The sequence below is a fragment of the Crossiella sp. S99.2 genome (genome assembly GCF_023094165.1).
In the GTDB taxonomy this organism is placed as follows: Bacteria; Actinomycetota; Actinomycetes; order Mycobacteriales; family Pseudonocardiaceae; genus Crossiella.
The window spans coordinates 1-25,744 of sequence record NZ_JALMDK010000010.1; the positions used below are offsets into that span (position 1 = coordinate 1).

The window sequence follows — 25,744 nt, forward strand, 5'->3', positions numbered from 1 at the left end:
ACGGTGTGTTGGCCGTTCTGGACGGCGAGTTGGGCCAACTGGTACGCCGATTTGGCTCAAGTGGGCGTACCAGTTGGGCCAAGACTGTGTACGACAACGGCCAACACACCGGTTTAGCCTGGCGCGTCTTCGGTGAGTTGCCGCATCAGGTTCGCGATGTCCGGCGCCACCCACTCCTCCGCGAAGCGCCCGTCCGCGGTGAAGCGGTAGTGCTCCACGCTCCAGAACTCCACCCTGCGCCCGGTGGCCGGGACGCCGTTGAACTCGCCGCGGTGGGTGCCGCGGAAACGGGCCCGGACGGCGAGCTGATCGCCGGCGGCGAGCATGTTCTCGATCTCGATGTCCAGGTCGGGGAAGGCGGTCAGCATGGCCTGGGCGCCCATCCGCCAGACCTCGCGGCCGCGGAAGGGCTCGGGCAGGCCGGGCAGGTTGGCGATGAAGTCCTCGGTCAGCAGGCGCACGCAGGCGTCCAGGTCACCGCCCTGCAGGGTCTGGTAGGTGGCGCGCATGGTGTTCATGTTCCGCTCGGCGACGGCGTCCACGGTGCTCTCCTTCCTCGGCACCACGCGGTAGCATGGTGAATATGGGACATAGTGAACATGATACATCATCTGCCGGGGCGGCGTTCGGGGCGCTGATGCTGGCCAACGACCTGATCAACCAGGAGATGACCGCCACCCTGCACGCCGACGGCCTCACCCCGGCCCGTGCCAAGGCCCTGTGGACCCTCGCCCCGCTCGCCCCGGTCACCCAGCGCGCCCTGGCCGACGCCCTGGCCGTCACCCCGCGCAACGTCACCACCCTCGTCGACGCCCTGGAGGAGTCCGGTTTCGTCACCCGCGGCGCGCACCCGGAGGACCGCAGGGCCATCGCGGTGGACCTGACCGCCAAGGGGCGCACCGCGATCGAGCACATGCGCGGCTCGGCCGCGGAACTGGCCGAGTCGCTCTTCGGCGCGCTGCCGCCCGCGGAGCTGGCGCTGGTCACCCGGGTGCTCAACGGCGTGGCCGAGTACTTCGCCGCGCACATCCCCGCTCCGGCCGACTGACTCCTTCGGCGCCGAAGGCCACCTGCCGCGAGCGCCCGATACCAGACCTCCGCGCCCCCGGCTAGCAGCCACTCGCGGGGACCGTCGTGGCCTCGGTCTCTGTCTCGATCAAGCCAGTTCCCCGGGTGGCCGTGACCAGCGACATTCCCGCCCGCTAGGGTGAATGCGCAAACGCCGGTTAGCGCCCGGTCTTGGACGGCCGGGACGAACTTCGAGGAGACGCACCGTGACGGTTCGCGTGGGTGTGAACGGCTTTGGTCGGATCGGCCGCAACTTCTGGCGTGCCCTGGCCGCCAGTGGCCGGGACATCGAGATCGTGGCCTTCAACGACCTGGGTGACGTGGCCACGATGGCGCACCTGCTCAAGTACGACACGATCCTGGGCCGCCTCGACGGCGAGGTGACGGTGACCGATGAGGGCATCTCGGTCAACGGCAAGGTCATCAAGGCCCTCGCCGAGCGCGACCCCGGCAAGCTGCCGTGGAAGGACCTGGGTGTCGACGTCGTCGTCGAGTCCACCGGGTTCTTCACCAACGCCGATGCCGCGCGCAAGCACATCGACGAGGGTGGCGCCAAGAAGGTCATCATCTCCGCCCCGGCCAAGGGCGAGGACCTGACCGTGGTGCTCGGCGCCAACGACCACCTCTACGACGGCTCGCAGAGCATCATCTCCAACGCCTCCTGCACCACCAACTGCCTGGCGCCGATGGCCAAGGTCCTCAACGACACCTTCGGGATCGAAAAGGGTCTGATGACCACCATCCACGCCTACACGCAGGACCAGAACCTGCAGGACGCCCCGCACTCGGACCTGCGCCGGGCCCGCGCCGCCGCGCTGAACATCGTGCCCACCGGCACCGGCGCGGCCAAGGCCATCGGCCTGGTGCTGCCGGAGCTGAAGGGCAAGCTGGACGGCTACGCGCTGCGCGTGCCCGTGCCCACCGGCTCGGCCACCGACCTCACCGTCGTGGTGGGCCGGGAGACCTCCGTCGAGGAGGTCAACGCCGCGGTCAAGGCGGCGGCCGACGGCCCGCTCAAGGGCATCCTGCGCTACAACACCGACCCGATCGTCTCCTCCGACATCGTCACCGACCCGGCGTCCTGCATCTTCGACGCGCCGCTGACCAAGGTCATCGGCAACCAGGTCAAGGTCGTCGGCTGGTACGACAACGAGTGGGGCTACTCCAACCGCCTGGTCGACCTGACCGCGCTGGTCGCCTCGAAGCTCTGACGGAGAGACAACTGTGAAGACCCTGGCAGATCTGCTCGCCGAGGGTGTTGCCGGTCGGCGCGTGCTGGTGCGCGCCGACCTCAACGTTCCTCTGGACGGCTCCGTCATCACCGACGACGGCCGGGTCCGCGCCTCGCTGCCCACCCTGCGGCAGCTGACCGAGGCCGGGGCCCGCGTGCTCGTCGCGGCACACCTGGGCCGCCCCAAGGGCGAGCCCGACCCCAAGTTCTCCCTCGCCCCGGTCGCGGCGCGCCTCGGTGAGCTGCTCGGCGCGGAGGTGGCCCTGGCCGCCGACGTGACCGGCCCCTCGGCCAAGTCCACTGTGGACGGTCTGGCCGACGGCCGGGTGGCGCTGCTGGAGAACGTGCGCTTCGAGGCGCGGGAGACCAGCAAGGACGAGACCGAGCGGGCCGCCTTCGCCGCCGAACTCGCCGCGCTGCTCGGCGAGAACGGCGCGTTCGTCTCCGACGGTTTCGGGGTGGTGCACCGCAAGCAGGCCTCGGTCTACGACGTGGCCAGGCTGCTGCCGCACTACGCCGGCGGCCTGGTGCTGGCCGAGGTCGAGGTGCTGCGCAAGCTCACCACCGACACCGCGCGGCCCTACGTGGTCGTGCTCGGCGGGTCCAAGGTCTCGGACAAGCTCGGCGTGATCGCCAACCTGCTGGCCAAGGTGGACCGGCTGCTCATCGGCGGCGGCATGGCCTACACCTTCCTCAAGGCCCAGGGCCACGAGGTCGGCGACTCGCTGCTGCAGGAGGACCAGCTCGACACCGTGCGCGGCTTCCTCAAGGAGGCGGCCGAGCGCGGCGTGGAACTGGTGCTGCCGGTCGACGTGGCCACCGCCGAGCGGTTCCCGGACTTCGGCGCCGCCAGCCAGCCCGCCCCCGTGGTGGTGCCGGTGGACGGCATCCCGGCCGGCCGGATGGGCCTGGACATCGGCCCGGACACCGAAGCGCTCTTCGCCGCCAAGCTCGCCGACGCCCAGACCGTGTTCTGGAACGGGCCGATGGGCGTCTTCGAGGTCGCCGAGTACGCGGGCGGCACCCGCGCGGTGGCCAAGGCACTGGTCGACTCCTCGGCGTTCACCGTCGTCGGCGGCGGCGACTCCGCGGCCGCGGTGCGCCTGCTCGGCCTGCCCGAGGACGGCTTCTCGCACATCTCCACCGGTGGTGGAGCATCCCTGGAATTCCTTGAGGGCAAGGAACTCCCCGGCGTTTCCGTCCTGGAGGACTGATGGCGCGCAAGCCGTTCATCGCCGGCAACTGGAAGATGAACCTGAACCACCTGGAAGCCATCGCGCTGGTCCAGAAGTTCGCGTTCTCCCTGCCGGACAAGTACTACGACAAGGTCGACGTGGCGGTGCTGCCGCCGTTCGTGGACATCCGCAGCATCCAGACCCTCAAGGACGGCGACAAGCTGCTGCTCACCTACGGTGCGCAGGACCTCTCGCCGTCGGACTCCGGCGCCTACACCGGGGACATCTCGGGGCCGATGCTGGCCAAGCTCGGCTGCGCCTGGGTGGTCGTGGGCCACTCCGAGCGCCGGGAGATCCACGGCGAGACCGACGACCTGGTGAACAAGAAGGTCCGCGCGGCGCTCAAGCACGGCGTCGCGCCGATCTTCTGCATCGGCGAGAAGCTGGAGATCCGCGAGGCCGGCACGCACGTGGAGTACACCACCGACCAGCTCATCGCCGGGCTCAAGGGCCTCAAGGCCGAGCAGGTCCAGCAGGTCGTGGTGGCCTACGAGCCGGTGTGGGCCATCGGCACCGGGCGGGTGGCCAGCGCGGCCGACGCCCAGGAGGTGTGCGGGGCGATCCGGGCCAAGCTCGCGGAGAAGTACGGGCCCGAGGTGGCGGCCGCGGTGCGGGTGCTCTACGGCGGCTCGGTCAAGTCCGGCAACATCGCCGAACTGATCAAGCAGGAGGACATCGACGGCGCCCTGGTCGGCGGGGCCAGCCTGGACGCGGAGGAGTTCGCGAAACTCTGCGCCCTCGCCGCCGGCGGTCCGCTGCCGTAAGGCCGTGACCTGGCCATTACGTAGTGCAATCGCCATTACGTACGGCAATGATCCGGAGGGCGGTCCAAGTCGGCCGCCCTTACCGGTACTCTGTGACGTCTACCGCGGTACGGCGAGGATGAGATGAAGCTGACTCTTCAGATTGTGTTGATCGTGGCCAGCGTGGTGCTGGTGCTCCTGGTGCTGCTGCACCGTGGCCGGGGCGGCGGGCTTTCCTCGCTCTTCGGTGGCGGCATGCAGTCGAGCCTGTCCGGCTCAAGCGTGGTGGAGAAGAACCTGGACCGGCTCACGCTGTTCTTCGGCGCGGTCTGGTTGATCTCCATCATCGGCGTCGGCCTGTTGATGAAGCTCGCCCCAGCAGCGGCGACCTGAGCTGAGGGAACCGGATCCGGGCCTCGGCCGTTCCAACGGTTGACAGTCCGGATCCGGACTTTGACAAGTGAACACAGGCACCAGGGGCAAATACATGACGGGGGAAGTGAGGGTCGATGGCTGGCGGTAACGCGATCCGCGGCACCCGAGTCGGTGCTGGCCCGATGGGCGAGTCCGAACGAGGTGAATCGGCGCCGAGACAACGGGTGGCCTACTTCTGTGCCAACGGGCACGAGGTCCGGCCGTCCTTCGCCTTGGAGGCCGAGGTACCGGAGAGCTGGGACTGCCCGCGCTGCGGGCTCCCGGCAGGTCGCAACGAGCAGGCCCCTCCGGCCGCGCCACGCAACGAGCCCTACAAGACTCACCTGGCCTACGTGAAGGAGCGCCGCTCCGACGCCGACGGCCAGGCGATCCTGGAAGAGGCCCTAGCGCGGCTGCGGGCCCAGCGCGGCGAGGCCTGACACTCGGCCTGACAACAGCACAACCAGCGGTACGGCCGTGTGGGGCACGGCCGGTTCGAAGCAGGTCGCGATGTCGGAAGCGGCCTGTGGCAGGGGTCAGTAAGACGACCGGCCCGGAGGCCGCCCGCCTCCGGGCCGTCTGCTGTTCTGGGCTCGGTACCGTGCCGATCATGGCCGAACACTTGATCGTCACCACCACCCTGGACACCCCTGAGGCCGCGCAGGCCCTGGCCGCCGCCGTGGTCGAGGCCCGCCTGGCGGCCTGCGTGCAGATCCTGCCCGTCACCAGCGTCTACCGCTGGAACGGCGGCATCCAGTCCGATCCCGAATGGCGCCTGGAATGCAAGACCAGCGCCGACCGCCTGGACGCCCTGCTCGCCGAACTGCGCGCCCGGCACAGCTACGACGAACCCGAACTCATCGCCACTCCCATCGTCGCCGGATCCCCGGGCTACCTGGACTGGGTGACCGCGGAAACCCGCTGAGCCGATCCGGTGAAGGCGGCCACCGCGCCGAAGAACCGCGCCGGCTCCTCCAGGTGCCCGAAGTGGCCGCTGCGCTCCAGCACCACCAGGTGCGCGGTGGGGATGCCGGTGGCCAGCTCCCGTGCCCAGCGCGGGCCGCAGATGAAATCGCGCCTGCCCACCAGGACCAGGGTCGGGGTGTGGATGACATCCAGGTCATCGCGCACGTCCCAGGTCTCCGGCGCCCGGTCCGGGTCGTGCGTGGCGTCCAGGGTGTCCAGCCAGCCGGACAGGTCGATGGCCGGGTAGTCGGCGAAGTACAGCGGCAGGATGGCGGCCAGGTAGGCGCGGAAGGAGGCGTCGTCGGTGATGGCGGTCTGGCCGAAGGCCGCGGCGGCGCGCTCGGTGTACTGGTCGCCGGGGTGGGCGGCCAGGTGCGCCTGCACGCCCTGGGCGACCTCCGCCTCGAAGTCGGGGGTGTTCATGGTGGGGGCGCCGTCGTAGAGGATCAGCCCGGTCAGGCGTTCCGGGTGGTCCAGGGCGTATTGCAGGCCGACGAACGCGCCGTGCGAATGACCGAGGAAGTAGACCTCGGGGCCGCCCAGGTGATCGATCACGCCGTCCACGAACTCGGCGTAGCGGCGCACCGTGTACCGGCCGCCGGGCAGCGGATCGCTCCGGCCGGTGCCCACCGGCTCCAGATAGACCAGGGTCAGGTGGCGCTCCAGCTCGGGCATCCGCAGGTACTCCCAGTGGATGCCGGGGCCACCGGAGTGCACCAGGCAGAGCGGGCCCGCGCCCGCCACGTGGTAGCGCAGGCGGACGCCGCCGACCTCGATCAGATGCGCTCCGGGGGACAGGACGTCGGTCATGGGCTCAGCATGAGCCGACCGTGTCCCACCGGACCGCCCTGACCTGGGCTTGTCACCGCGAGGCAGGAATCCCTGCCCCCGTTGTCACTGCGCTGACAGGTGCAGTTCCGCCGGACTGGGTTCCCGCGGCCGGGGATGGCGCAGCATCGCCAGATGCTCGGCCGAGGCCAGCGCGGACTGCCCGGTCGCGGCGGAGTGGGTGCTCCGCCGGGTGGTGACCGGCAGGTGCGCCGGAGCCGAGGTGACCGGGGTTGACTGGGGTGACGGCGCGGGGTTGTCCGCCGGAGCCGGAGCGGTGGGGGAGGAGACCGGAACCGGGCCCGCCGGAGCAGGTGCGGCCAGGTTCTCCGCGGTGAGCGGGAAACTGGCGTGCACCACGTATCCGCCGTCCTCGGTCGGCTGCGCGGTGAGCGTGCCACCGAGCATCGCCGCCCGCTCGCGCAGGCCCATCAGCCCGTGCCCACCCGGCGGCAGCGGCGCGAAACCGTCCTGACCGCGCGGGCACGCGTTGCGCACCTCCACGTGCAGGCTGCCGCCCGCCAGTCCCAGGTGCACCGTGACCGGCGCGCCGGAAGCGTGTTTGCCGATGTTGGTCAGCGCCTCCTGCACGGTCCGGTACACCGCGCAGCCCAGCTGCGGGGACACCGGACCCGGCATCGGGCCCATGGTCAGCGTGGTCGGCAGGCCGCTGTCGGCGACCAGTTCCGGCACGTCCGTCAGGGTCGGCTGGGCCGCCTCGCAGTCCAGGGTGGAGGAGCGCAGCAGACCGACCAGGTTGCGCAGTTCTTCCAGGGTGCGGTTGGAGAGCCTGCGGATGGTCAGCGCGATTTCCCGGGAGTCCGGGTCCTCGGCCACCACCTGCAGCGCGCCCGCCTGGATCGCGATCAGCGTGACCTGGTGCGAGACCACGTCGTGCATCTCGCGGGCCAGCCGGGTCCGCTCCTCAGCGCGCACCGCGTGGTCGTGCAGCTTCTGCTGCCGTTCCCGCCCGGCCGCCAGTTCGGTGAGCCTGCCGGTCAGCTCGCAGCGGGCCCGCACCAGCTGGCCCACCGCGATCGGCGCGCCCGCCAGCAACGCCGCGTACAGCGCGCGCAGGAACGCCTCGTGCACGGCGACATCGGGGAACAACTGCATCGGGCCCAGGGTCAGGCAACCGCCGAAGCCCAGCAGCCCGCAGCCGATGAGCTGCCAGTCCAGGCGGCGTGCCCGCGCCACCGAGTACAGCGCCACCATCGCGGCCAGCACGGTGAAACCCACCACCAGGCCGGGAATGGTCAGCAGCAGCGCGGTGCGCGGGAACTCCCTGCGGAACAGCAGTGCCAGACAGGCCAGCACCGGCAGCAGGAACGTGTAGTGCGTCGAGGGCGTCGTGTTGACCACGACATCCAGTCCCGCCAGGGCGATCAGGGCCAGGTCGGTCAGTGTGCGCCGCAGGCAGCGCAGCCCGTCCGGCCCGCGGTCGCCGCGGGTCTCCGTGCTCACGTTTGTCCCAGGGGCGGCCTGACGCAAGCCGAGCCCGGACAAGCTCTTCGTGACCAGAGCAGCACCTCCGAGTCACCCGTCCGATCGACCCCACCGTACGGCAGCCTGCTGCCAAAAAACAGGGCCAGTTGACAAGTCTGTCCAGCTTGTCATGATCCTGCTGCAACTGACTCCCCAGACAGCCTGCGGGGTTGTCAAAACTTGTCAGATTGACCGAGTCAGCCGTGACTACGCAGCGTGTTCCCAGTTCGGCCGCTCGACGGGGTCGTTGCTCCGAACGTGGGCGTGTCATCAGTTTGACAACTTTGAACCATGTGTCCGGCCATCGAACGGTCCAGTCAGGGCCGCCGTTGACCGGCGAAATGGTACAGACCACTACATCCGGTGGCGGTGTCCGGGAAATTGCCACACAGTTACGGCCGTCCGAGGGAACCGGTAGGCCGCCTTCCTAGTCTGACCGGGGGACAACAAGGCATGGGGGGCGAGTGAAAGGTGAATGTTTGTGGACCCCGAAGCGTGGGTAGCGCGCATGGAACGTGAGAACCGTGCCCGGCTGGCGGCGGTGGACGCCGTTTCCGGTGAGCTGCAACAGCTCAGCGGGCGCGCGAGCACCCCGGACGGGAAAATCAGCGTCGAGGTGCACGTCAACGGGACGCTCAAGGACGTGCAGATCCACCCCTCGCTGGTGGACGCCTCGCTGCGCAACCTCGGCCAGCTGCTGGTGCAGCTCGCCCAGCAGGCCCAGGCGCAGGCGGGCCGGCAGCTGGAGGAGGTGGTCACGCCGTTGTTCGGCGACGCCACCCAGACCATGGCCATGCTGCGCGGCTACCTGCCGCCCGCCGAGGACGAGGACGCCGCGGCGCAGCCCGGCCCGGATCGGCGGGAACCGAACACCCCGCCGCGCCCGTCCCAGCAGCCGCGGCGGCGACCGGGCGGGGACGAGGACGAGGACGACTTCGGCGGCCCGATCCTGCGCTAGCGGGAGCGCGGACCGACGGCAGGCAGGGCGGCACTGGGGAAGTGGGTTATGACGGCTGACAAGTTCACCACCAAGAGCGCGGAGCTGGAGCGGTACGCCGCCACGCTCGCGCGCATCGCGGAGGGCCTGTCCAAGCAGGCGGGCAACGCGGCGAACATCCAGCTCGGCCAGGAGGCCTACGGGATCATCGGCATGCAGTTCGCCGGTGACCTCAACAAGCAGGCCAGCGAGGCCAGGGCGAAGATCGAGGACGGCGCGCAGGGCCTGCAGGACGTGGCGAAATCGCTCAAGGACGCCGCGCTGACCTACCAGGACGCGGAGGACGCGGTGCGCGACTCCTTCGACGGGAAGAAGTGAACTGAGCCATGGAGTGGTTTCCCAACTTCGACGGCGCGACCAAGTCCCTGGACGGCTCGGGCGCGATCGGCAGCACCGCGGAGACGGTCTCGGCGCTGGTGCAGGGCGAGTTCCCGGAGGCGGGCGCCTCCGCGGCCGGGCTGGCCTTCGACGCGGTGGGCGTGGCCATGGACCCCTTCGGCTCGCTGCTGGAGGCGGGCATCGGCTGGGCGATGGAGCACATCGGCCCGCTCAAGGAGTGCCTGGACTACATCAGCGGTGACGACGGCGAGGTCAAGAAGGGCGTGCTGGCCTGGCACAACGTGTCCAAGGACCTCACCGATCTGGCCACCGACACCCGCAACGAGCTGAACGCGCAGATCGGCGGCTGGAGCGGGGACGCCCAGCAGGCCTTCAGCGAGCAGATGACCATCGTCAACGACAGCCTGCTGGCCATCAGCGCCGAGGCCAAGGCCACCTCGGAGGCCGCCGGCGGCCTGGGCGAGGCGATGGCGATCGTGCGCGCGATCGTCCGCGACACCATCTCCATCGTGGTCGCCGAGATCATCAAGGCCATGGTCGCGGCCGGCCTGACCGCCTTCTTCACCTTCGGCGCCTCGATCGCGGCCGGGGTGTCCTGGGTGATCGCCAGGGTCGGCATGGCCGTCGCGAAGATCATGAAGTACTTCACCAAGTTCCTGCGCCTGTGCAAGGGCGTGAACCGGGTGCTCTCCACCATGATCCAGAACATGGCCAAGGCGGCCAGCAAGATCAAGGGCCTCGGCGGCCTCGGCAAGTACAGCCGCAGCGGGTTCGACCTGTCCAAGAGCGTGAGCAAGACCAACCAGAGCATGCTGCGCGGGCTCAGGGGCAACCGGGGCGACCAGATACCCAGGCTGGACGGGCTGAAGGACGACTACGGGCAGGCCGCCGACTACGGCAAGCAGGTCGGCAAGGAAGTCGGCAAGGAATACCTGTGGCAGGCCCCGATCAAGATCGGCCTGGAGGGCGGCAAGACCTGGGCGAAGGACGACTTCAACCCGGAGAACATCGAGGAGAACGAGAAAAAGGGCTGGTGGGAGAAGTAACTCCCGGCAGCGAGGGGCCCGGACCGGGCCCCTCGGCTCACCAGTCGTTGGCCACCGCCACCGCGGCGACCGCGAGGAACAACCCGACCAGCACGGCGAGGCCGTAGACGATGTTGCGGGCGGTCTCCCCGAGCAGGGCGTAGCCCACGCCGGCCACGGCGAACACCCCGGTCAGGATCAGGTCCGGGACCAGCAGGAGCAGCGCGAACAGCAGGCGCAGCAGGAACCACACGAAGCCGAGGCCGTACCACTCGCCCATGGTCGAGTCGTCGTAGGCCCAGCTGAACAAGGCGAACGGCGCGTAGATCGACTCCCGCCAGTGCGCCGTCCAGTTGTTGACGAACCGGACGAGCGGGTTGTCCTCCTTGACCGCGGCGACCTTCTCCACGCCCTTCAACTCGATGGACTCGATCTTGCCTTCGGTGACGTCGATCAGCACCTGCCGGTCCACCACCTGCACCGTGGTGCGCCCGTCGACCACCGCGGTGAACTCGCCCTGGCCGGAGCGCACCTGGTAGGTGTGGTCGAAGCCGGTGTCGCCCGTGCGGCGGTCCCGGATGACCACGTAGATCGAGTCGGCGTCCTTGTCCGGCAGGCTGTACTTGGCGCCGATGGAGAACACGCCGATCGGGGTCACCAGGGTCTTGTCGCCGGAGACGCTGACACCGCTCGCGCTGATGCTGAACTTCACCGGCAGCAGGGCCGGGGTGAAGCCGACCTGCGGTTGCGAGCCGCAGGCGATGAGCAGCAGTGGGGCGAGCAGGAGCTGGAACTGGAGCCAGCGCCGGACCATGCGCCCTCCTGACTGCCGAGGCCAGGACTGCATGATCCCGGGCGGAGGGGTCCCGGCTCAGTCGTTTCCGGCCACGTTCACCGGTTCGGCCCATCCTCGGCCCCGTAGAACCGGCGGGCCCGCCGCCACCCGGCCGGGTTGATCCGCCGGCCCAGCGCGGGCCCGAACCGGCGTGAGACGCCCAGCGCCAGCAGCAGCCCGCCGATCAGCAGGAAGGCGATCCGCAGCCCCCATTGCGGACCCCGCGGCGCGGGCGGTGCGGTGGCGAGTTCGGTGCGGCCCCAGAACCCGGGGAAGGGCTTGCGGCCCCACACCTCGATGCCCTGGGCGGCCTGGTCGCGTTCGGCTCGGGTCACGCTCAGCAGCGCGCGTTCAGCGCCGCGGTCGTCCCAGGTCACGGTGACCGCGCAGACCCCGGAGGCGCAGGGTTCGGCCAGGGTGGCGCGGCCGTGCGCCGGGGCGGGTTCGGCGCGGAAGGTCAGCGCGCACAGGGCGAGCAGGGCCAGGCCGAGGGCGCAGGCGAGCACCCGGATGACGAGGGTGGTGACGTAGGCCAGCCGCGGGAAACGGCGGAACCGCTGTTCGTGGTCGGGATGCGCGCCCGGGTATCGCATGAGGACAACCCTGTCACGGCCGGTTCCGGGGGTGTCCTGGGGCGTAGGGTCGGGACTGGCGGGGACGTCGCGCACGTCGGCAGCCGAGCCGGCGCCGTTTCCGGCGCACACCGACACCGGCCGCGCTCCGCGACCGGAGACGGGACCACCGGCATGCTGTCGGACCTGAGTCACCATTCCCCGCTCACCCCCAGCGCCGCCCGGCGCGCGCTCCGGCTCCGGCTCAAGCCGCGGGAATCGGCGGTGGGTCTCCTGGACGGTGGCTGGTGGCCGCACACCGGGTGCCTGGCCGTGGAGTTGCCGCCGTTGCTGGAACTGCTCGCGGTGCGGCTGGGGCCGATCGGGCGGGTGGTGTTCAACCCGGAGGCGTTCCGGCCGGCGCCGCGGCGGGTGCTCGCCGGGGGCTGGCCGGTGGTGCTGCGGCGGTCGGCGACCCTGGACCCGGCGATGGTTCTGGTGCTGGGGCGGGCCGGGGGTGGGTTGCGGTTGCTGGTGGTGCCGCCGGCGGTGGCCGAGGAGGCCGGGCGGCGGGTGCTGCGGCGGGCGGCCGGGCGGGAGAACATCGACAGTCCGGCCGAGTTGCTGGCGCCGCGGGCCTGGCTGCGGCTGGTGTTGCCGACACAGCGCCAGGGCTGACCGGGACGGCGGCGGGCGGCGCGGATCCGCGGACTGGCGGCGGTGCCGCGGACGTGGCCGGGTGGTTGAGCGGGCCGACCGTCCGGGTCAGGCAGTCGGCCGCAGGAACTTGGCGGGCGCCTGGGCGGCGGCGGTCGGGTCCAGCAGCCACAGCGTGCGCTCCGCGCCGCGAGCCCCGGCGGCCGGGATCGCCACCTCGTCGCCCTCGACCAGGGCCTGCGCCACCGGGCCTGCCTTGCTGTCGCCGGTAGTCATCAGCCACACCTCGCGGGAGGTGCGGATCGCGGGCAGGGTGAGGCTGACCCGGGTGGGCGGGGGCTTGGGGCAGTCGCGGACCGCGACCACGGTGCGGCTGGCCTCGTGCACGGCGGGGGAGTCCGGGAAAATCGACGCGGTGTGGCCCTCCTCGCCGACGCCGAGCAGGCACACGTCGAAGGCGGGCACCGCGCCGTAGGGCGCCGCGTTCTTGGCCAGGATCTCGGCGTAGGCATCGGCGGCGGCGTCCGGGTTGTCGCCGAAGCGGCCGTCGCTGGGTTCCATCGCGTGCACCCGGGCGGCGTCCAGGGGGATGTGGTCCAGCAGGGCGGCTCGGGCCTGGGTCTCGTTGCGGTCCGGGTGGCCCGCGGGCAGGAAGCGCTCGTCGCCCCAGTACAGGTCGACCCGGGTCCAGTCGACGGCGTCACGGGCGGGCAGGTCGCGCACGTGGGCCAGGACCGCGTTGCCGGTGCGGCCGCCGGTGAGCACCAGGCTGGCGGCGCCCTGGGCAGCCTGGGCGTCGACCAGGGCGGTGATCAGGCGGGCGGCGACCGCCGCGGCGAGCAGGTCCGGACTGGCGTGCACGACTACCCGCGACTGGCTCATGGTCAGACATTCTGGCCTATCGGCCGGTGGCGCCGCCTGCCCGCTCGCCCTAGGCAGGACGCACAGTCTGTCTAGGAGGGACTTCGTCATGCGAGGACGAACCATTGTGCTGCTGACCGCCGCCGCCCTGCTGCTGGTCGGCCCGCAGAGCAGCGCCCTGCCCGAGCCGCCGGCGCCCGAACCGGCGGCGGTGGACGCGCGCGGTCCGGCCCCGGACGCGCGGAACGTGGTGCTGGCCGTGCACGGCGGCGCGGGCGGCGGCCTGATTCGCAAGGACACCAGCCCGGAGGTGGAACGCGCCTACCGGGACGGCCTGACCGCGGCCTTGCGGGCGGGGCAGAAAGTGTTGCAGGACAAGGGGAACAGCGTGGACGCGGTGGAAGCCGCGGTCAAGGTCCTGGAAGACAACCCGTTGTTCAACGCGGGCAAGGGCGCGGTGTTCACCGAGGACGCCGGGCACGAGCTGGACGCCTCGATCATGCGCGGGAAGGACCTGGCCGCCGGGGCGGTCGCCGGGGTGCGCAGCGTGCGCAACCCGATCTCGGCGGCCCGCCTGGTGATGGAGAAGTCCAAGCACGTGCTGCTGTCCGGGGAGGGCGCGGACGATTTCGCCGCCCGCAACGGCCTGCCCACGGTCACCCAGGACTACTACTGGACCCAGGCCCGCTGGGACTCGCTGATGAAGGCCAAGAACCCGGCCACCCTCGACCTGGCCGACCCCCAAGCACACGGCACGGTCGGCGCGGTCGCCCTGGACCGGGCCCGCGACCTGGCCGCGGCCACCTCCACCGGCGGGCTGAACAACAAGATGGCCGGCCGGATCGGCGACTCGCCGGTGATCGGCGCGGGCACCTACGCGCGCAACGACACCGCCGCGATCAGCGCCACCGGCGCCGGTGAGGTGTTCATCCGGGGCTCGGCCGCGGGCACCATCTCGAACCTGGTCGAGTTCGGGCGGCGCTCACTGGCCGAGTCCGCCTTCGAGGTCGTGGTCAAGCGGCTGCCCGCGCTCGGCGGCGCCGGCGGCGTGATCGCGCTCAACCGGGCGGGCGAGTTCGACGCGCCGCACAGCACGCCGGGCATGCTGCACGGCTACCTGACCGCGGATGGCCGGGTCGTCACCAAGGTGTTCCTGGACGAGACCCCGGCCAACCGCTGAGTCAGGAGCTGATCAGGACCCGGCGCCCGGGGTGATCTTGATCAGGTCGACCACGAAGATCAGGGTCTCGTTCGGCCCGATGTCGCCCTTGCCCGCCGGGCCGTAACCCAGGTCCGGCGGGACGATCAGCACGCGGCGGGAGCCCGCCTTCTGGCCGATCATGCCCTGGTCCCAGCCCGGGATGACCCGGCCGGCGCCGATCGGCGTGCTGAAGCTCTGCCCGCCGTCGTAGGAGGACTGCTTGAAGGCGCGGTCGGAGAAGGTGGTCAGGTGGTAGTGCGCCTCGACCGTGTCACCGGCCTTCAGCCCGGCGCCGGCGCCGGGGGTGATGTCCTTGGACAGCAGTGTGGTGGGCGCCGAGCAGTCGGTCGGCACCGTCACCTTGGGCTTGGCGCCTGCCGCGCCCTCGACCTTGAACGCGTCGATGGCGCAGGGCGCGCCGGCGGGCTTGCCCGCGGCGCTGGTGGCGGCCGCGGAGCTGGTGGCCGAGGCCGCGGACGGGGTCGTGTTGGCCTTGGCCAGCTCTTCCAGTCCGGCAGGCGCCTCGCTGGGGGTGCAGCCGGCGACCAGCAGGCCGAGCGCGGTCACCGCGCCCGCGGCCAGCAGGCGGGCCCGGGAGATCGTCAGAGAAAGGGACACGGCAGGAAGCCTAGACGGCCCGGTGGGTGCCGCGCCGCCTACTCAGCCGACCAACTGCCGCAGTGCGTCCCCGACGGCGTTCGCCGAGGTCAGTCCCTTGATCAGGCCGCCGCCGGGGGCCACCACGGCCAGCAGTGGCGGTTCGGCCAGCGCGTAGCTACGGCCGATCGTCTGCTGCTGGTCGTCCTGGCCGACCGGGTAAGGAACCTGGTGTTTGTCCAGGTAGCCGCGCAGATCGGGCTCGGTGTCCCGGGCGGCCACGCCGAGGAAGACCACCTTGTCCTTGTACTGGGTGGCGAGTTCGGTGAGCTTGGCCTGCTCGCTGCCGCACTTGGCGCACCAGGAACTGAAGAACACCACCACCAGTGGCCGGTCTTTCCACAGCGCAGAGGCGGTGACCTTGGCGCCGTCGGTGAGCGGCACGGTGAAGTCGGGCGCGGCGGCGGCCTCCGCGGGTGGCGCCCGGAAGGTCACCCCTGGGGGCAGCGGTCCGGGCAGCGCCGAGGAGCCGCCGCGCACCGGGGCCGGTGGGGGAGCGGGGGTGCAGGCGGCCAGGAGCAGGGCGAGCAGCAGGACCAGGGAGGCTCTCACGTGGTCAATCCCACCAGGGGCGCCTGCTCGCCCAGGTTCGGGTCGCGGGCCAGTTCGATCGGCGGCAGGTCGCCGACGTGCAGCCGGTAGCCCGTGGCGGCCGGGACGGTCACGGTGAACTCCAGCTGGCAGAAAGTGGGTTCGCGGGGCACCTTCAGCGGTTCGTCGATGGCCTTGACCGCCTTGCCCGGCGGCAGTTTCCCGTCGGCGAGCTGTTTGCCCTCGGCGTCCAGGACCCGGAATCCGGCGTTGGGGTGGATGGCCTGGTAGGCGCCGGTGCCCGAGCAGTCGCCGCCGACCTCGCGCATCGCCCCGTCCCGGACCAGGAGTTTCACCGGCAGGCCGGTGGCGGCGGGCGTGCTCGCGCAGCCCGCCGCCACCAGCGCCGTGAGCAGGATCAGGACAGGACGGTGCACGTCGCCGTCGCGGTCTTGCTCGGGTCGGACTCGGACACCGCGGTCAGTTTCACCGTGGCGGCCTCGATCTGCTGTGCGGTGGTGCGTTCCACGTTCACCGCCACGTCGGCCTTCTCGCCGAACTTGGCGGTGGCCAGGGAGTTGGGCAGCTGGACCTGCCAGCCAGCGCCGCTGACCTCGGCCTTGAGCCGGTAGACGTCCGAACGCAGGTGCGCGGCCGGGTTGCCACTGGCCTTGCCGGTGTTGGTCAGGGGGAAGGTGCAGGCGGTGGCGCCGCGGCGGCCGACCCAGCCGGTGCGCGCGTTGCCCAGGGCCACCCCGCGGGTGTGCGCGCCCGCGCCGTCCAGGGAGCGGACCGCGACGGTGTAGGAAAGCACGCCCTTGTTGTCCCGCTTGATGTCCAGGACGTAGAAGTGCAGCCGGTTGTGCGTGTCGGTGTACTCATAGATCGACTTGGACCCGGTGCCCGCCTTGAGCAACGCGTCGGCGAGCTGGCGCGGGTCGCCGATGGTCACCTTCACCGGCGTGCCGTCCGGCTTGTAGTAGTCGACCAGGTTGATGTCCTGCGGGTTGGCGTCGACGATCCACTTGAACGGGGCGGCGTCGGCGTTCTTCGTCTTGGCCAGCAGCACACCGCTGTCCGGGGTGAAGGAATCCGACCCCATCCGGTCCACGACCTCCAGGGTGTAGTTCTGGTAGCCGCGGCCGTCGCAGAGCGGATCACGGGCCTGGCTGCACGCCGGCGCCTTGTCCCCGCCGGGCATGACCACGTTGATCCCGGCCAGTCCGGTGGGGCCGGGCTGCACCGAGCGGGCGGTCACCGTGGCCACCGCCAGCCCGGAGGTGGTCAGCGTGCCCCGGTCCAGCCGCAGCACGTTCGCCTCGTCCACGATGCCGAGCTTCATCTTGTTGCGCAGCATGTGCTGCGCGCCCATGGACGCCCCGGCCATCGGCGGGATGAACCAGCGGGTGTGCGTGCCGCCGGGGCCGTTGAAGGTGCCGCGGCTGAGCATGTCCCACGGGCCGCTGTAGGCGCGCACCGGCGGGTTGCTGAACGGGTTGTTGTAGTTGTCGCCGATGCCCAGGATGTGGCTGAACTCGTGCGCGTACACGCTCTGCCCGGAGCTTTCCGCCTGGGTGGAGGAGCCGCCGCCGGCATTCGGCCAGATGGAGGCCGCCGCCTTCCACGAGGTCCACTCCACGTAACGGGTCTTGGCCCAGTTCGGCAGGTTGGGGTCGGGCGGACCGAAGGAGTCCGGCACGTCCTCCTTCTTCTCGAACATCATCGGCCCGAACTCCTGCCAGGTCCCGGACTCGTCCTGGCCCGCGGAGAGGAAGAAGACGAAGTCGAAGCCCTTGGGCACCTCGGTGCCGACGTCCTTGCGCCAGGCCGCGCCCGCGTCGGTGCGCAGGTCCTTGTTGCAGCTGGACCCGGCCGGGCAGGCGCCCGAACCCTGGAACTCCATCGCGTACTCGTAGGACTTGCCGGGCAGCCGGTACGCGCCGAAGGCCTTGAGGTCCACGCCGAAGCGCCCGCCGGAGTCCTCCATCCAGTACTCGTTGATGGTGTGCCCGTTGTTGACCTTGCCGGGCTTGTTGAGGAAGTCCTGGTAGAACTGCGCCACCTGCGGCCGAGGGATGTTGTTGGCCAGCTGGGTGGGGTTGCCGAACACGGTGGACTTCGGCGGCTGGGTGACCGCGAACTCCTGGTCCGGGTAGTCGACGAGGACGAGAGCGCCCTTGAACATCCGCTTGGTCGGCTTGAGCGCCGGGTTCGCCCAGTCGGTGCCCGGCGGCTTCTTGTAGTCCGACCACGTCATGTCGGCGGGGTTCTCCCACTGCTGCGGGTCGATCGGCGCGAGAGAGGCCGGCGCGCCCCAGTCCGCCGGTGCGGCGGAGGCCATGCCCGCCATGGACACCGACAGCGCGGCGGCCAGTGCGAGGGCCCCGGTGCGCGAGACCCGGAAACGGCGACGTAGCTGCATGACCTGGGATCCTAGGAACCCGGGGCGGTGCTACCCAGCCGCCGAAGGTACTGATCCACCCGGACGAGGGCACGCGGACGGCCCCGCCCGTGGAGGGTCGCGCTCCCAGGCGGGGCCGTCTCCGCGCCGCGCGCGGTCAGCCGAGCAGTCCGGCCCCGGGGGCAGCGGAGTCGGAAGTGGTGAACAGCTCCTGCAAGGCTGCCCGGAACTCGGCGTAGTCGATGACGCCGTCGCCGTTCTGGTCAATTCGCTTGAACGCCGATTCCGCGATCTCGGCGCTCACCTCCGCCGAGGCGTACATGGCGATGTACTCGTCCCGGCTGATCTGCCCATCGCCATTGCGGTCGAGTGCCTCGAACACGGTTTCCGCGACTTTGGCATACGCCTCGTCGAGGTAATCCGGATTGTCCGCCAGACCGCGTTCGGTGGCCGCGACGAACTCCTCCCGGCTGACCTGTCCATCCCCGTCGGTGTCGGCGTCCCGTTCGATCTGCGCCCACCAGCCGAGGAACGAGGACGTGATGTCCTGCCTGCGGTGTTCCTCCGCGTCGGGCACCAGTTGGGCCGCCACGCCCTCGGCCAGCGCGGTGAAATCAGCCGCGGAGATGATCCCGTCCTTGGTGACGTCGAGCGCGTCGAAAACCTTGCCGATGTTGGCATCCTGAAGTGATGAACCACTCGCCACGATGAGCCTCCTGGTTGCGGACCACTTCGGAGTAAACCCCTTCCGAACAGCGGCACACCAGGGTGATTCACGAGTGCACACATTCGGCCGAATGGCGGCGGATAAACTAGACAAATCGGCGGGATGTCCTAGCTTCCGGGCTTCCAGTCCGGGTGGCCCGGCATCGGCGGGGTGGTCGGGCTGTGCAGCCACTCCCGCAGCACCCCGGCGATCTCCGGACCGGCGACATCGGCGACCACGCGCTCGAAGTCCGCGGTGTTCGCGGTGGCGTCCCGGTGCCGGTCCAGGAAGGCTTGCAGGATCCGCTGGAAGGTCTGCTCGCCCGCGGCCTGGCGTAGCGCGTAGACGACCAGCGCGCCACCGGCCCTGGCCAGTCCGAAGATCCCGCTCGGTTCGTTGGAGACCACGATGGAGCCCAGTGCCGTCCGGGCCTCCTGGTCGGCGCCGTAGATCCGGCGCAGGCTGTCCGGCACGGACGTGCCGCCGTGCTCCTGCTCCCACAGCTGACCGAAGTAGGTGGCGAAGCCCTCGCTGAGCCACACGTCGTCGTAGGAGCGGAAGGAGATCGAGTTGCCGAACCACTGGTGGGCGGCCTCGTGCACCATGACCGGTTCGGTGTGCTGCAGCTCGGTGAGTGACCGGGTCAGGAAGGTGGACAGGGTCGCGGTTTCCAGGGCGTCGGTCTGCGTCGGCCGGTTGCCGTCCAGGCCCAGCACGCCGTAGGTCTCCAGGGGGAACGGGCGGCCGATGCGCGCTTCCAGCCAGGCCAGGTGCCCGCTGATCCGGTCCAGCGCCGGGCGCACCTGCTCGACCTGTCCGGCGGTGACCGCGCTGCGCAGCGGCAGCCCGTGCGGTCCGGTGCCGGTGACCAGGTCGAACTTGCCGACGGCGAGCTGGGCGACCTGGCTGGTGATCGGGTGCCGGGTGGTGTGGGTGACCACGGTCCGCCCGCCCGCGGTGCGTTCGCCGGTGCGGATCCCGTTGGCCACCACGGTCCAGCCCTCGGGCGCGTCCACCCGGTAGGTGAACCGGGCCTTGTCCGAGGGGTGGTCGTTGACCGGGAAGAACAGGTGCGCCCGGTCCGGCTGCGACCACAGCGCGAACCCGCCGTCGGCGAGCTTGCTCCAGCCCGCGGTCTCATCCACCGGGGACGGCACCTTGGCGGCGCGGTCGGCGGTGTACTCGACCTCGACGGCGAAGTTCCGGCCCGCGCGCAGCGGCCGGGCCGGGGTGATCACCAGCTCCTCGCCCTCGGCGCGGAACTCGGCGCGCCGCCCGTCCACCCGCACCTGGTGCACCACCCCACCGGCGAAGTCCAGGTTGAACCGGGACAGGTTCTGGGTGGCCTTCGCGGTCATCGTGGTGCGCCCGGCCATCGTGGGCACGCCCGGTTCGAACCGGAAGTCCACTGTGTACTGCTCGGCGTCGTAACCACCGTTGCCCAGCCCCGGCAACAGCCGGTCGCCGACGCCGGGGGAGCCGGGGGTGAAGGTGGGCGCGGCCGAGGCAGGCGCGACACCGATCGTCAGCGCCGAGGCGGTGACGAGCAGCAGTGCGGCGGCCCGGCGGGAACTGCCAGACATCAAGAACCCTTTCCAGCGGCGAACATGGCGTCGTCAGCCTGTTCGCCGCCGCCGGCGCCCACCTCGCCCGTTCGGCCACCAAGATCAGCCGTTCGGCCAAGGACTCGCCGACGAGTTGGGCCAACTGGTACGCCGGTTTGGCTCAAGTGGGCGTGCCAGTTGGCCCAAGTGGTACGGGGGTGCGGGTCAGGCCGCCGATTCGCCACCAGAGTCCTGCGACAACGGCCAACTCGGTGGCCGCTTGCTTAGACCCGGCGGCGTACGTGCAGTAGGTATTCCTTGCGGTCCAGGGGGTTGTGGTCGGTGCGTGGGCGGGCCGGGATCGGACCGCGGGCCGGGCGGTGGTCGGCGAAGGCGCAGTCCAGGACGCCTTCGCCGTGGGTGAGGCCGGGCAGTTGCCGTTGCAGCTCATGGACCCTGGCCGCCGGGATCTCCCCGACCAGGCGGTAGGTGGAGCCGTGTGTGCTGGTCTCGCGCGGCACCGCGTCCAGGCGGGCCAGCACCGGGCGGACCGCGGCGAGGGCCTCGGCCGGGAGGTCCAGCTCGAACCGGTGCAGGGGTTCGAGCACCACGGTCCCGGCCTGGCGCAGTGCGGACATCACTACGAGGGGGGTCAGTGACCGGAAATCCCCTGCGGTGCTGAACACGCTGGAGAACCCCGAGTGGGTCAGGGTGATCACGCAGTCGGTGACCGGCCAGCCGCGCAGGCCCTGGCCGAGCGCCGTCAGCACGGTGTCCTCGATCGCGGTGAAGAAGGCCAGGGGCAGCGCGCCCAGTTCGGTCTCGTAGGTGAACCGCGGTCCGGTGCCGGGTGGCGCGGGGTCGACCCGCAGGCCGACGGTGGCGAAGAACGGGTTGCCCGCGCCCATCACCTCCACGGCCGATCCGGTGCCGCGCACGCGTTCCAGGCACAGCGTGGTGGTCTCCCGGAACTCCACCGCGAGCCCGGAATCGGTGGCCAGGGTGGCCTCGATGACCTCCTTCTGCACCTCGCCGTAGAGGGAGACCGCGATCTCCTGGCGGGTCTCGTCCCGGCGCAGGTTGATCAGCGGATCGGCCTCGGCGAGCCGGGTGAGCGCCTGGTGCAGCGCACCCCGGTCGCGCGGATCCCTGGGCAGCACCACGGTTTCCAGGGTGGGCGGGGCGAACTGCGGCCGGAGTGCGGAGCGCGAATGGGGGAGTCCGACCGGGTCGCCGATGCGGATCTCGTCCAGACCGCGCAGCAGCCCGATCCGGCCCGCGGTCACCGAATCCGCCGGTACCGCCGCTCCCTGCTCGAACACGCTGATCCCGGTGACCTTGCCCTGCCGGTCCCGGCCGAAGTCCAGGTGCTCCCGGACCCGGATGGTCCCGGCGAACAGCCGCACGTAGGCCAGTTTCTCCCCGGCCGGGCCGCGGTCGACCTTGAACACGGTCCCGGCGGCGGGCACGTCCGGATCGCCCGGATCGGCGGGCAGCAGCTCGCGAATGCCCTCGATGAGCGCGTCCACCCCGGCCCCGGTGACCGCGGATCCGGCGAACACCGGGTGCACCAGGGCCTGCCGGGTCTGGGTGACCAGCGCGGTGCGCAACCCCTGATAGGACACCGAGTCCGCGTCGGCGACGAAGTCCGCGAGGAGGGTGTCGTCGTGGCCGGTGAGCAGGTCGAGCAGCCGGGTCCGGAACCCGGGATCGGTTGCGGCACAGGGCAGATAGCCGGCCTCGCGGGCACCGGCCCGCTCGGCCGAGCCCATCGCCGGCGCCGAGGGCGACAGCCGCTCGGTGATCTGCCGCTGCACCCGGTCCAGGTTCGCGCCACGCCGGTCGACTTTGTTCACGAAGATCAGCGTCGGAATGCCGAGCCTGCGCAGCGCGCGCAGCAGCACCCGGGTCTGCGCCTGCACGCCCTCCACCGCCGAGACCACCAGCACGGCCCCGTCGAGCACGCACAGCACCCGCTCCACCTCGGCGATGAAATCCGGGTGACCGGGGGTGTCGATCAGGTTGACCGTGGTGTCGTCCAGGGCGAAGGAGATCACCGCGGACTTGATGGTGATCCCGCGCTGGCGTTCCAGGGCGAGGGAGTCGGTCTGGGTGTCGCCGTCGTCGACCCGGCCGATCCGGTCGATGACCCCGGCGGCGTGCAGCAGCCGCTCGGTGAGGCTCGTCTTACCGGCGTCGACGTGCGCCAGGATGCCCAGATTGATCGTGCGTGCCGACAAGTGTCGTGTCCTTGGGGTTGGGGGAAACTCCTTCCAGGGGGAACACGAACGTGCGGCGCATGATCATCTCCTTGCTCGGGGCCTAGGCTCGGAAGGACACCAGAGGTCCCGGCGGCGGGGCAACCGAATATCGGGGGAGACCATGAGCGAGGCGTTGCGCACCGCGGCCGAGATCGCGGACACCGTGCTGTTCCCGGCCGCGGCCGTCGTCGACGCCGCCGACCGGGTGCCCGGAAGTCACCTGGACCTGTTGGCGGAGCATGGATTCTACGGACTGTCCACAGTGGACCTTCCGGATTATTCTTCGGTGCTGCGACTGGTCGAGATCCTGGCCGGCGGCTGCCTGACCACCACGTTCGTCTGGATGCAGCACCACGGCCCGGTGATGACCCTGGCCCGCTCGGCCAACGAGCCGCTGCGGGAGAAGTACCTCGACGACCTGATCGCCGGGCGGCGGCGGGCCGGGGTCGCGGTGGGCGCGGCGGTGCGCCCCGGCCCGCCGCTGCTGCGGGCCGAGCAGGTGGACGGCGGTTACCTGTTCGACGGCAGCGCGCCCTGGGTGTCCGGCTGGGACCTGATCGACACCCTGCACACCGCGGCAAGGGACACCGAGAACCTGCTGGTCTTCGCACTGCTCGACGCCGCGGCCGGCGACACCGTGTCCGTCGAACCCCTGGACCTGCTCGCCGTGCAGGCCAGCCGGACCGTCACGCTGACCTTCACCCGGCATTTCGTGCCCACGGAACAGATCGTGCACACCGTTCCGCAGGCCGACTACCTGACCGGGGACGCCGAGGCCCAGCGGTTCAACGGCGCGCTCGCCCTGGGCGTCGCGGGCCGGGCGATCACCCTGCTGGGCGAGGCGGCCGGCGCCCTGCCCGCCCAACTCGACGCCGCCCGCACCCAGTTGCACACCGCCGCACCCGAGGACGTCGCACTGGCCCGAGCCGCCGGATCCGAGCTGGCGCTGCGGGCCGCGAACGCCTGCGCCGTGCACCAGGGCAGCCGCTCACTGCTGCCCGGCTCCGACGCCCAGCGCCTGGTCCGCGAGGCCACCTTCCTGCTGCTGTTCGGCTCCCGCCCGGCGATCCGCACCGCCCTGCTCGCCAAGCTGACCGGCTGACTCAACGTCGCCGGAAGTACCGCCGGCTCGACCCGGGGGCCCACAACAGGAACAGCACCACCGTGGACAACGCCCACCCGGTGGCCAGATCAGCCCTGACCTCCAGGGCCGGGTAGGACATCCAGATGAAGTACCGGCCGACGAACTGCCCGGCGAGCTGGATGGTGATCACGACCCGCCCCCAGTTACGGCCCTGGTAGACCATGACGGCCAGCCACACGTAGAGCACCGCGCTGATCGGGTGGTAGATCACGCCCGGGTTGAACTCGGCGGTGGCCGGGCTCTCGATCAGCCGCCACCCGTCCTGCACCACCGTGCTGAAGTGGTTGAACGCGTGCGTGGCGATCCCCGCGGCGGCCACCGCCACCCACGGCGGCGGACTGACGCGTGTGGCCGGAACCTGGCTGATCGTGGTCATCGGGACCTCCCCATCGAGCGCGGCACCATGCCGCCACCCCGAGGACGCCCGCGGACCCGGCTCAGGCTGTGTGCACTGGCACACACCTCGGCGCCGGCCCTCGGCCGCCGCCGACCGGAAGTTGAGGGCCGAAGCCGGTGATTTCCCGATATCCACCCGCATGAGTGGCAGGGCAGCACACCCACAGGTGGCGTTGCGGTGGAACGGGCTGCCGCCCACTGGCAACGGACACCCTGGGACCACCGCGTCGAACCATCGTGAGAGGAACGATCAGCCATGCGTCTGCGTGCCGCACTGCTCGCCGTGGCGAGTGTTTGCGCCCTCGGCCTCGCCGTCCCGGGCACCGCCTCCGCCGCCGAAGGCGACTTCACCTACCGCTACTACGAGGAGGGCGAGATCCAGAGTGGCGCGCTGGTCGACCCGCCGAGCGGGGAGTGCGTTGAGATTCCGGAGGTCGCCGACTTCGAGGACGTGTACGCCTTCCGGCCGCACAACAAAACCAGGTCGACCGTGACGATGTTCAAGGAAAGCGACTGCGAAGGCGACGCCTACTACACGCTCAAGCCAGGTGGCAAGGCCACGGACCGGCTCAAGCTGAGGTCCGTCAGCTTCTCCTGATCCGTCAGAACGGCAGGCCGAGCACCGGCAGCCCGATGGCCGAGTCCACCGCGAGCACCACGAACACCGCGGTCAGATAGGTGTTCGACATGTGGAACAGCTTCATCGGGTTCGCCGGTTCGCCGTCCCGCACCGCGTTGTACAGCCGGTGCGCCAGCAGCAGGAACCAGGCCCCGGCCAGCACCGCCGCACCCGTGTACAGCCAGCTCGTCGCGGGGGCGAGCAGCAGCGACCAGGCCACCATCACCCAGGAGTAGATGACGATCTGCTTGGCCACCTGCACCGGCGTGGCCACCACCGGCAGCATCGGCACCCCGGCCGCCGCGTAGTCGTCCTTGAACTTCATCGCCAGGGCCCAGAAGTGCGGCGGGGTCCAGAAGAAGATCACGCCGAACATGACGAAGGCCGGCCAGTCCACCGAGTTGGTCACCGCGGACCAGCCGATCACCACCGGCATGCACCCGGCCGCGCCGCCCCACACGATGTTCTGCGCCGTGCGGCGCTTGAGCACCATCGTGTAGACGAGCACATAGAACAGAATCGCCGCCACCGCCAGGATCGCGGAGAGCAGGTTCGTGGTGGCGTACAGCCAGGCGAAGCTGGCCACGCCGAGCAGGATGCCGAAGATCAGCGCGTTGCGGGTGGGCACCGCGTGCCGGGCCAGCGGCCGGGCCTTGGTGCGCTTCATCACCGCGTCGATGTCCGCGTCGGCCACGCAGTTGAGCGCGTTCGCGCTGCCCGCGGCCATGGTGCCGCCGACCAGGGTGGTCAGCACCAGCCACACGCTCGGGATGCCGCGCTGGGCCAGCAGCATCGCCGGGATGGTGGTCACCAGCAGCAGCTCGATGATCCGCGGCTTGGTCAGGGCCACATAGGCCCCGACGGTGGTCTTGAACTTGCCAGGGGAGCGCTGCGCCGGCGCGTCGAGGGTGGCGCTCATCGAACCCTCTTGACCACGGTCACCGGCGGCATCTCGCTCCTCATCGGCCCGGCCGCATCGGTGGGTGGGGGCGGGCCGGGTAGATCCTCGTCAGCTTCGGGGGACCCAGCTTCGGGTCCCATCGGATGGT

The 25,744-nt window shown here is 70.7% G+C and carries 29 protein-coding genes; 14 read left to right on the forward strand and 15 right to left on the reverse strand.

The genetic code is table 11. The features are described 5' to 3' along the window. Positions 1–113: 113 nt before the first annotated feature. Positions 114–563 carry an ester cyclase gene (locus tag MZC64_RS32530; RefSeq protein WP_247763389.1) on the reverse strand — a complete coding sequence of 150 codons (450 nt, stop codon included), beginning with the start codon at positions 561–563 and terminating at the stop codon, positions 114–116. Positions 564–583: 20 nt separating this feature from the next. On the opposite strand from MZC64_RS32530, the gene MZC64_RS32535 reads away from it, so the two are divergent. The 7 genes from MZC64_RS32535 to cutA all read left to right on the forward strand — a co-directional run bounded on the left by MZC64_RS32535 (position 584) and on the right by cutA (position 5,616). Next, positions 584–1,048: a MarR family winged helix-turn-helix transcriptional regulator gene (locus MZC64_RS32535; RefSeq protein ID WP_247763390.1), complete on the forward strand. Its 465-nt coding sequence runs from the start codon at positions 584–586 to the stop codon at positions 1,046–1,048. Positions 1,049–1,274: 226 nt separating this feature from the next. Further along, positions 1,275–2,279: a type I glyceraldehyde-3-phosphate dehydrogenase gene (gene gap, locus MZC64_RS32540; RefSeq protein WP_247763391.1), complete on the forward strand. Its 1,005-nt coding sequence runs from the start codon at positions 1,275–1,277 to the stop codon at positions 2,277–2,279. 13 nt (positions 2,280–2,292) lie between these two features. After that, positions 2,293–3,513 carry a phosphoglycerate kinase gene (gene pgk, locus MZC64_RS32545; protein ID WP_247763392.1) on the forward strand — a complete coding sequence of 407 codons (1,221 nt, stop codon included), beginning with the start codon at positions 2,293–2,295 and terminating at the stop codon, positions 3,511–3,513. Beyond that, complete coding sequence (tpiA, locus tag MZC64_RS32550; protein ID WP_247763393.1) at positions 3,513–4,298, forward strand: triose-phosphate isomerase; 786 nt, start codon at positions 3,513–3,515, stop codon at positions 4,296–4,298. The genes pgk and tpiA overlap by 1 nt, the downstream gene beginning before the upstream one ends. A 123-nt stretch (positions 4,299–4,421) precedes the next feature. Next, positions 4,422–4,670, forward strand: coding sequence for a preprotein translocase subunit SecG (gene secG, locus MZC64_RS32555; protein ID WP_185003601.1), 249 nt, complete (start codon positions 4,422–4,424; stop codon positions 4,668–4,670). Between the two features lie 116 nt (positions 4,671–4,786). After that, a complete protein-coding gene (locus tag MZC64_RS32560) occupies positions 4,787–5,131 on the forward strand; it encodes an RNA polymerase-binding protein RbpA (RefSeq protein ID WP_185003602.1) in 345 nt (114 codons plus the stop codon). 170 nt (positions 5,132–5,301) lie between these two features. Continuing rightward, positions 5,302–5,616, forward strand: a complete 315-nt coding sequence (cutA, locus tag MZC64_RS32565) for a divalent-cation tolerance protein CutA (protein ID WP_247763394.1) — start codon at positions 5,302–5,304, stop codon at positions 5,614–5,616. On the opposite strand, the gene MZC64_RS32570 is transcribed toward cutA, so the two are convergent. Together MZC64_RS32570 and MZC64_RS32575 are read right to left on the reverse strand one after the other, a co-directional pair. After that, positions 5,583–6,467 carry an alpha/beta fold hydrolase gene (locus MZC64_RS32570; protein WP_247763395.1) on the reverse strand — a complete coding sequence of 295 codons (885 nt, stop codon included), beginning with the start codon at positions 6,465–6,467 and terminating at the stop codon, positions 5,583–5,585. The genes cutA and MZC64_RS32570 overlap by 34 nt on opposite strands. An 84-nt stretch (positions 6,468–6,551) precedes the next feature. Next, entirely contained in the window at positions 6,552–7,949 is a 1,398-nt protein-coding gene (locus MZC64_RS32575) for a histidine kinase (RefSeq protein ID WP_247763396.1), read from the reverse strand. A gap of 529 nt (positions 7,950–8,478) precedes the next feature. On the opposite strand from MZC64_RS32575, the gene MZC64_RS32580 reads away from it, so the two are divergent. The 3 genes from MZC64_RS32580 to MZC64_RS32590 are packed head-to-tail and all read left to right on the forward strand — an operon-like array spanning position 8,479 to position 10,352. Further along, complete coding sequence (locus tag MZC64_RS32580; RefSeq protein ID WP_247763397.1) at positions 8,479–8,928, forward strand: YbaB/EbfC family nucleoid-associated protein; 450 nt, start codon at positions 8,479–8,481, stop codon at positions 8,926–8,928. Positions 8,929–8,976: 48 nt separating this feature from the next. Further along, positions 8,977–9,285 carry a type VII secretion target gene (locus tag MZC64_RS32585; protein WP_247763398.1) on the forward strand — a complete coding sequence of 103 codons (309 nt, stop codon included), beginning with the start codon at positions 8,977–8,979 and terminating at the stop codon, positions 9,283–9,285. An 8-nt stretch (positions 9,286–9,293) separates the two neighbouring features. After that, a complete protein-coding gene (locus MZC64_RS32590) occupies positions 9,294–10,352 on the forward strand; it encodes a WXG100 family type VII secretion target (RefSeq protein ID WP_247763399.1) in 1,059 nt (352 codons plus the stop codon). A 37-nt stretch (positions 10,353–10,389) separates the two neighbouring features. Here the strand turns inward: MZC64_RS32590 and MZC64_RS32595 are convergent, their stop codons facing one another. Further along, the gene (locus MZC64_RS32595; protein ID WP_247763400.1) at positions 10,390–11,145 is read right to left on the reverse strand and encodes a hypothetical protein; all 756 of its coding nucleotides are present in this window, start codon (positions 11,143–11,145) and stop codon (positions 10,390–10,392) included. A gap of 77 nt (positions 11,146–11,222) precedes the next feature. After that, positions 11,223–11,759: a hypothetical protein gene (locus MZC64_RS32600; RefSeq protein ID WP_247763401.1), complete on the reverse strand. Its 537-nt coding sequence runs from the start codon at positions 11,757–11,759 to the stop codon at positions 11,223–11,225. Positions 11,760–11,912: 153 nt separating this feature from the next. Between MZC64_RS32600 and MZC64_RS32605 the strand changes: the two genes are divergently transcribed. Beyond that, a complete protein-coding gene (locus tag MZC64_RS32605) occupies positions 11,913–12,395 on the forward strand; it encodes a DUF5994 family protein (protein ID WP_247763402.1) in 483 nt (160 codons plus the stop codon). A gap of 87 nt (positions 12,396–12,482) precedes the next feature. Here MZC64_RS32605 and pgl read toward each other — a convergent pair whose 3' ends face one another. After that, entirely contained in the window at positions 12,483–13,256 is a 774-nt protein-coding gene (pgl, locus tag MZC64_RS32610) for a 6-phosphogluconolactonase (RefSeq protein ID WP_247763403.1), read from the reverse strand. 88 nt (positions 13,257–13,344) lie between these two features. Between pgl and MZC64_RS32615 the strand changes: the two genes are divergently transcribed. Next, on the forward strand, positions 13,345–14,415 hold the full coding sequence (locus tag MZC64_RS32615; protein WP_247763404.1) for an isoaspartyl peptidase/L-asparaginase family protein: 1,071 nt from the start codon (positions 13,345–13,347) through the stop codon (positions 14,413–14,415). A 12-nt stretch (positions 14,416–14,427) separates the two neighbouring features. Here the strand turns inward: MZC64_RS32615 and MZC64_RS48905 are convergent, their stop codons facing one another. The 7 genes from MZC64_RS48905 to MZC64_RS32650 all read right to left on the reverse strand — a co-directional run bounded on the left by MZC64_RS48905 (position 14,428) and on the right by MZC64_RS32650 (position 22,515). After that, positions 14,428–15,054: an FKBP-type peptidyl-prolyl cis-trans isomerase gene (locus MZC64_RS48905; RefSeq protein WP_247763405.1), complete on the reverse strand. Its 627-nt coding sequence runs from the start codon at positions 15,052–15,054 to the stop codon at positions 14,428–14,430. Positions 15,055–15,096: 42 nt separating this feature from the next. Next, entirely contained in the window at positions 15,097–15,645 is a 549-nt protein-coding gene (locus tag MZC64_RS32625; protein WP_247763406.1) for a TlpA disulfide reductase family protein, read from the reverse strand. Then, on the reverse strand, positions 15,642–16,061 hold the full coding sequence (locus MZC64_RS32630; protein ID WP_247763407.1) for a hypothetical protein: 420 nt from the start codon (positions 16,059–16,061) through the stop codon (positions 15,642–15,644). Before MZC64_RS32630 ends, MZC64_RS32625 begins: the two co-directional genes overlap by 4 nt. Continuing rightward, positions 16,043–18,046 carry a M6 family metalloprotease domain-containing protein gene (locus MZC64_RS32635; protein ID WP_374205813.1) on the reverse strand — a complete coding sequence of 668 codons (2,004 nt, stop codon included), beginning with the start codon at positions 18,044–18,046 and terminating at the stop codon, positions 16,043–16,045. Before MZC64_RS32635 ends, MZC64_RS32630 begins: the two co-directional genes overlap by 19 nt. 136 nt (positions 18,047–18,182) lie before the next feature. Then, on the reverse strand, positions 18,183–18,731 hold the full coding sequence (locus MZC64_RS32640; protein ID WP_247763408.1) for an EF-hand domain-containing protein: 549 nt from the start codon (positions 18,729–18,731) through the stop codon (positions 18,183–18,185). A 128-nt stretch (positions 18,732–18,859) separates the two neighbouring features. Continuing rightward, complete coding sequence (locus MZC64_RS32645) at positions 18,860–20,314, reverse strand: M1 family metallopeptidase (protein WP_247763409.1); 1,455 nt, start codon at positions 20,312–20,314, stop codon at positions 18,860–18,862. A gap of 245 nt (positions 20,315–20,559) precedes the next feature. Next, positions 20,560–22,515 carry a translation factor GTPase family protein gene (locus MZC64_RS32650; RefSeq protein WP_247763410.1) on the reverse strand — a complete coding sequence of 652 codons (1,956 nt, stop codon included), beginning with the start codon at positions 22,513–22,515 and terminating at the stop codon, positions 20,560–20,562. Positions 22,516–22,657: 142 nt separating this feature from the next. On the opposite strand from MZC64_RS32650, the gene MZC64_RS32655 reads away from it, so the two are divergent. Continuing rightward, a complete protein-coding gene (locus MZC64_RS32655; RefSeq protein WP_247763411.1) occupies positions 22,658–23,638 on the forward strand; it encodes an acyl-CoA dehydrogenase family protein in 981 nt (326 codons plus the stop codon). Between the two features lies 1 nt (position 23,639). On the opposite strand, the gene MZC64_RS32660 is transcribed toward MZC64_RS32655, so the two are convergent. After that, the gene (locus tag MZC64_RS32660) at positions 23,640–24,056 is read right to left on the reverse strand and encodes a hypothetical protein (RefSeq protein ID WP_247763412.1); all 417 of its coding nucleotides are present in this window, start codon (positions 24,054–24,056) and stop codon (positions 23,640–23,642) included. A 276-nt stretch (positions 24,057–24,332) separates the two neighbouring features. Between MZC64_RS32660 and MZC64_RS32665 the strand changes: the two genes are divergently transcribed. Then, complete coding sequence (locus tag MZC64_RS32665; protein WP_247763413.1) at positions 24,333–24,674, forward strand: hypothetical protein; 342 nt, start codon at positions 24,333–24,335, stop codon at positions 24,672–24,674. A gap of 4 nt (positions 24,675–24,678) precedes the next feature. Here MZC64_RS32665 and MZC64_RS32670 read toward each other — a convergent pair whose 3' ends face one another. Then, positions 24,679–25,614: a heme o synthase gene (locus MZC64_RS32670; RefSeq protein ID WP_247763414.1), complete on the reverse strand. Its 936-nt coding sequence runs from the start codon at positions 25,612–25,614 to the stop codon at positions 24,679–24,681. Positions 25,615–25,744: the final 130 nt, after the last annotated feature.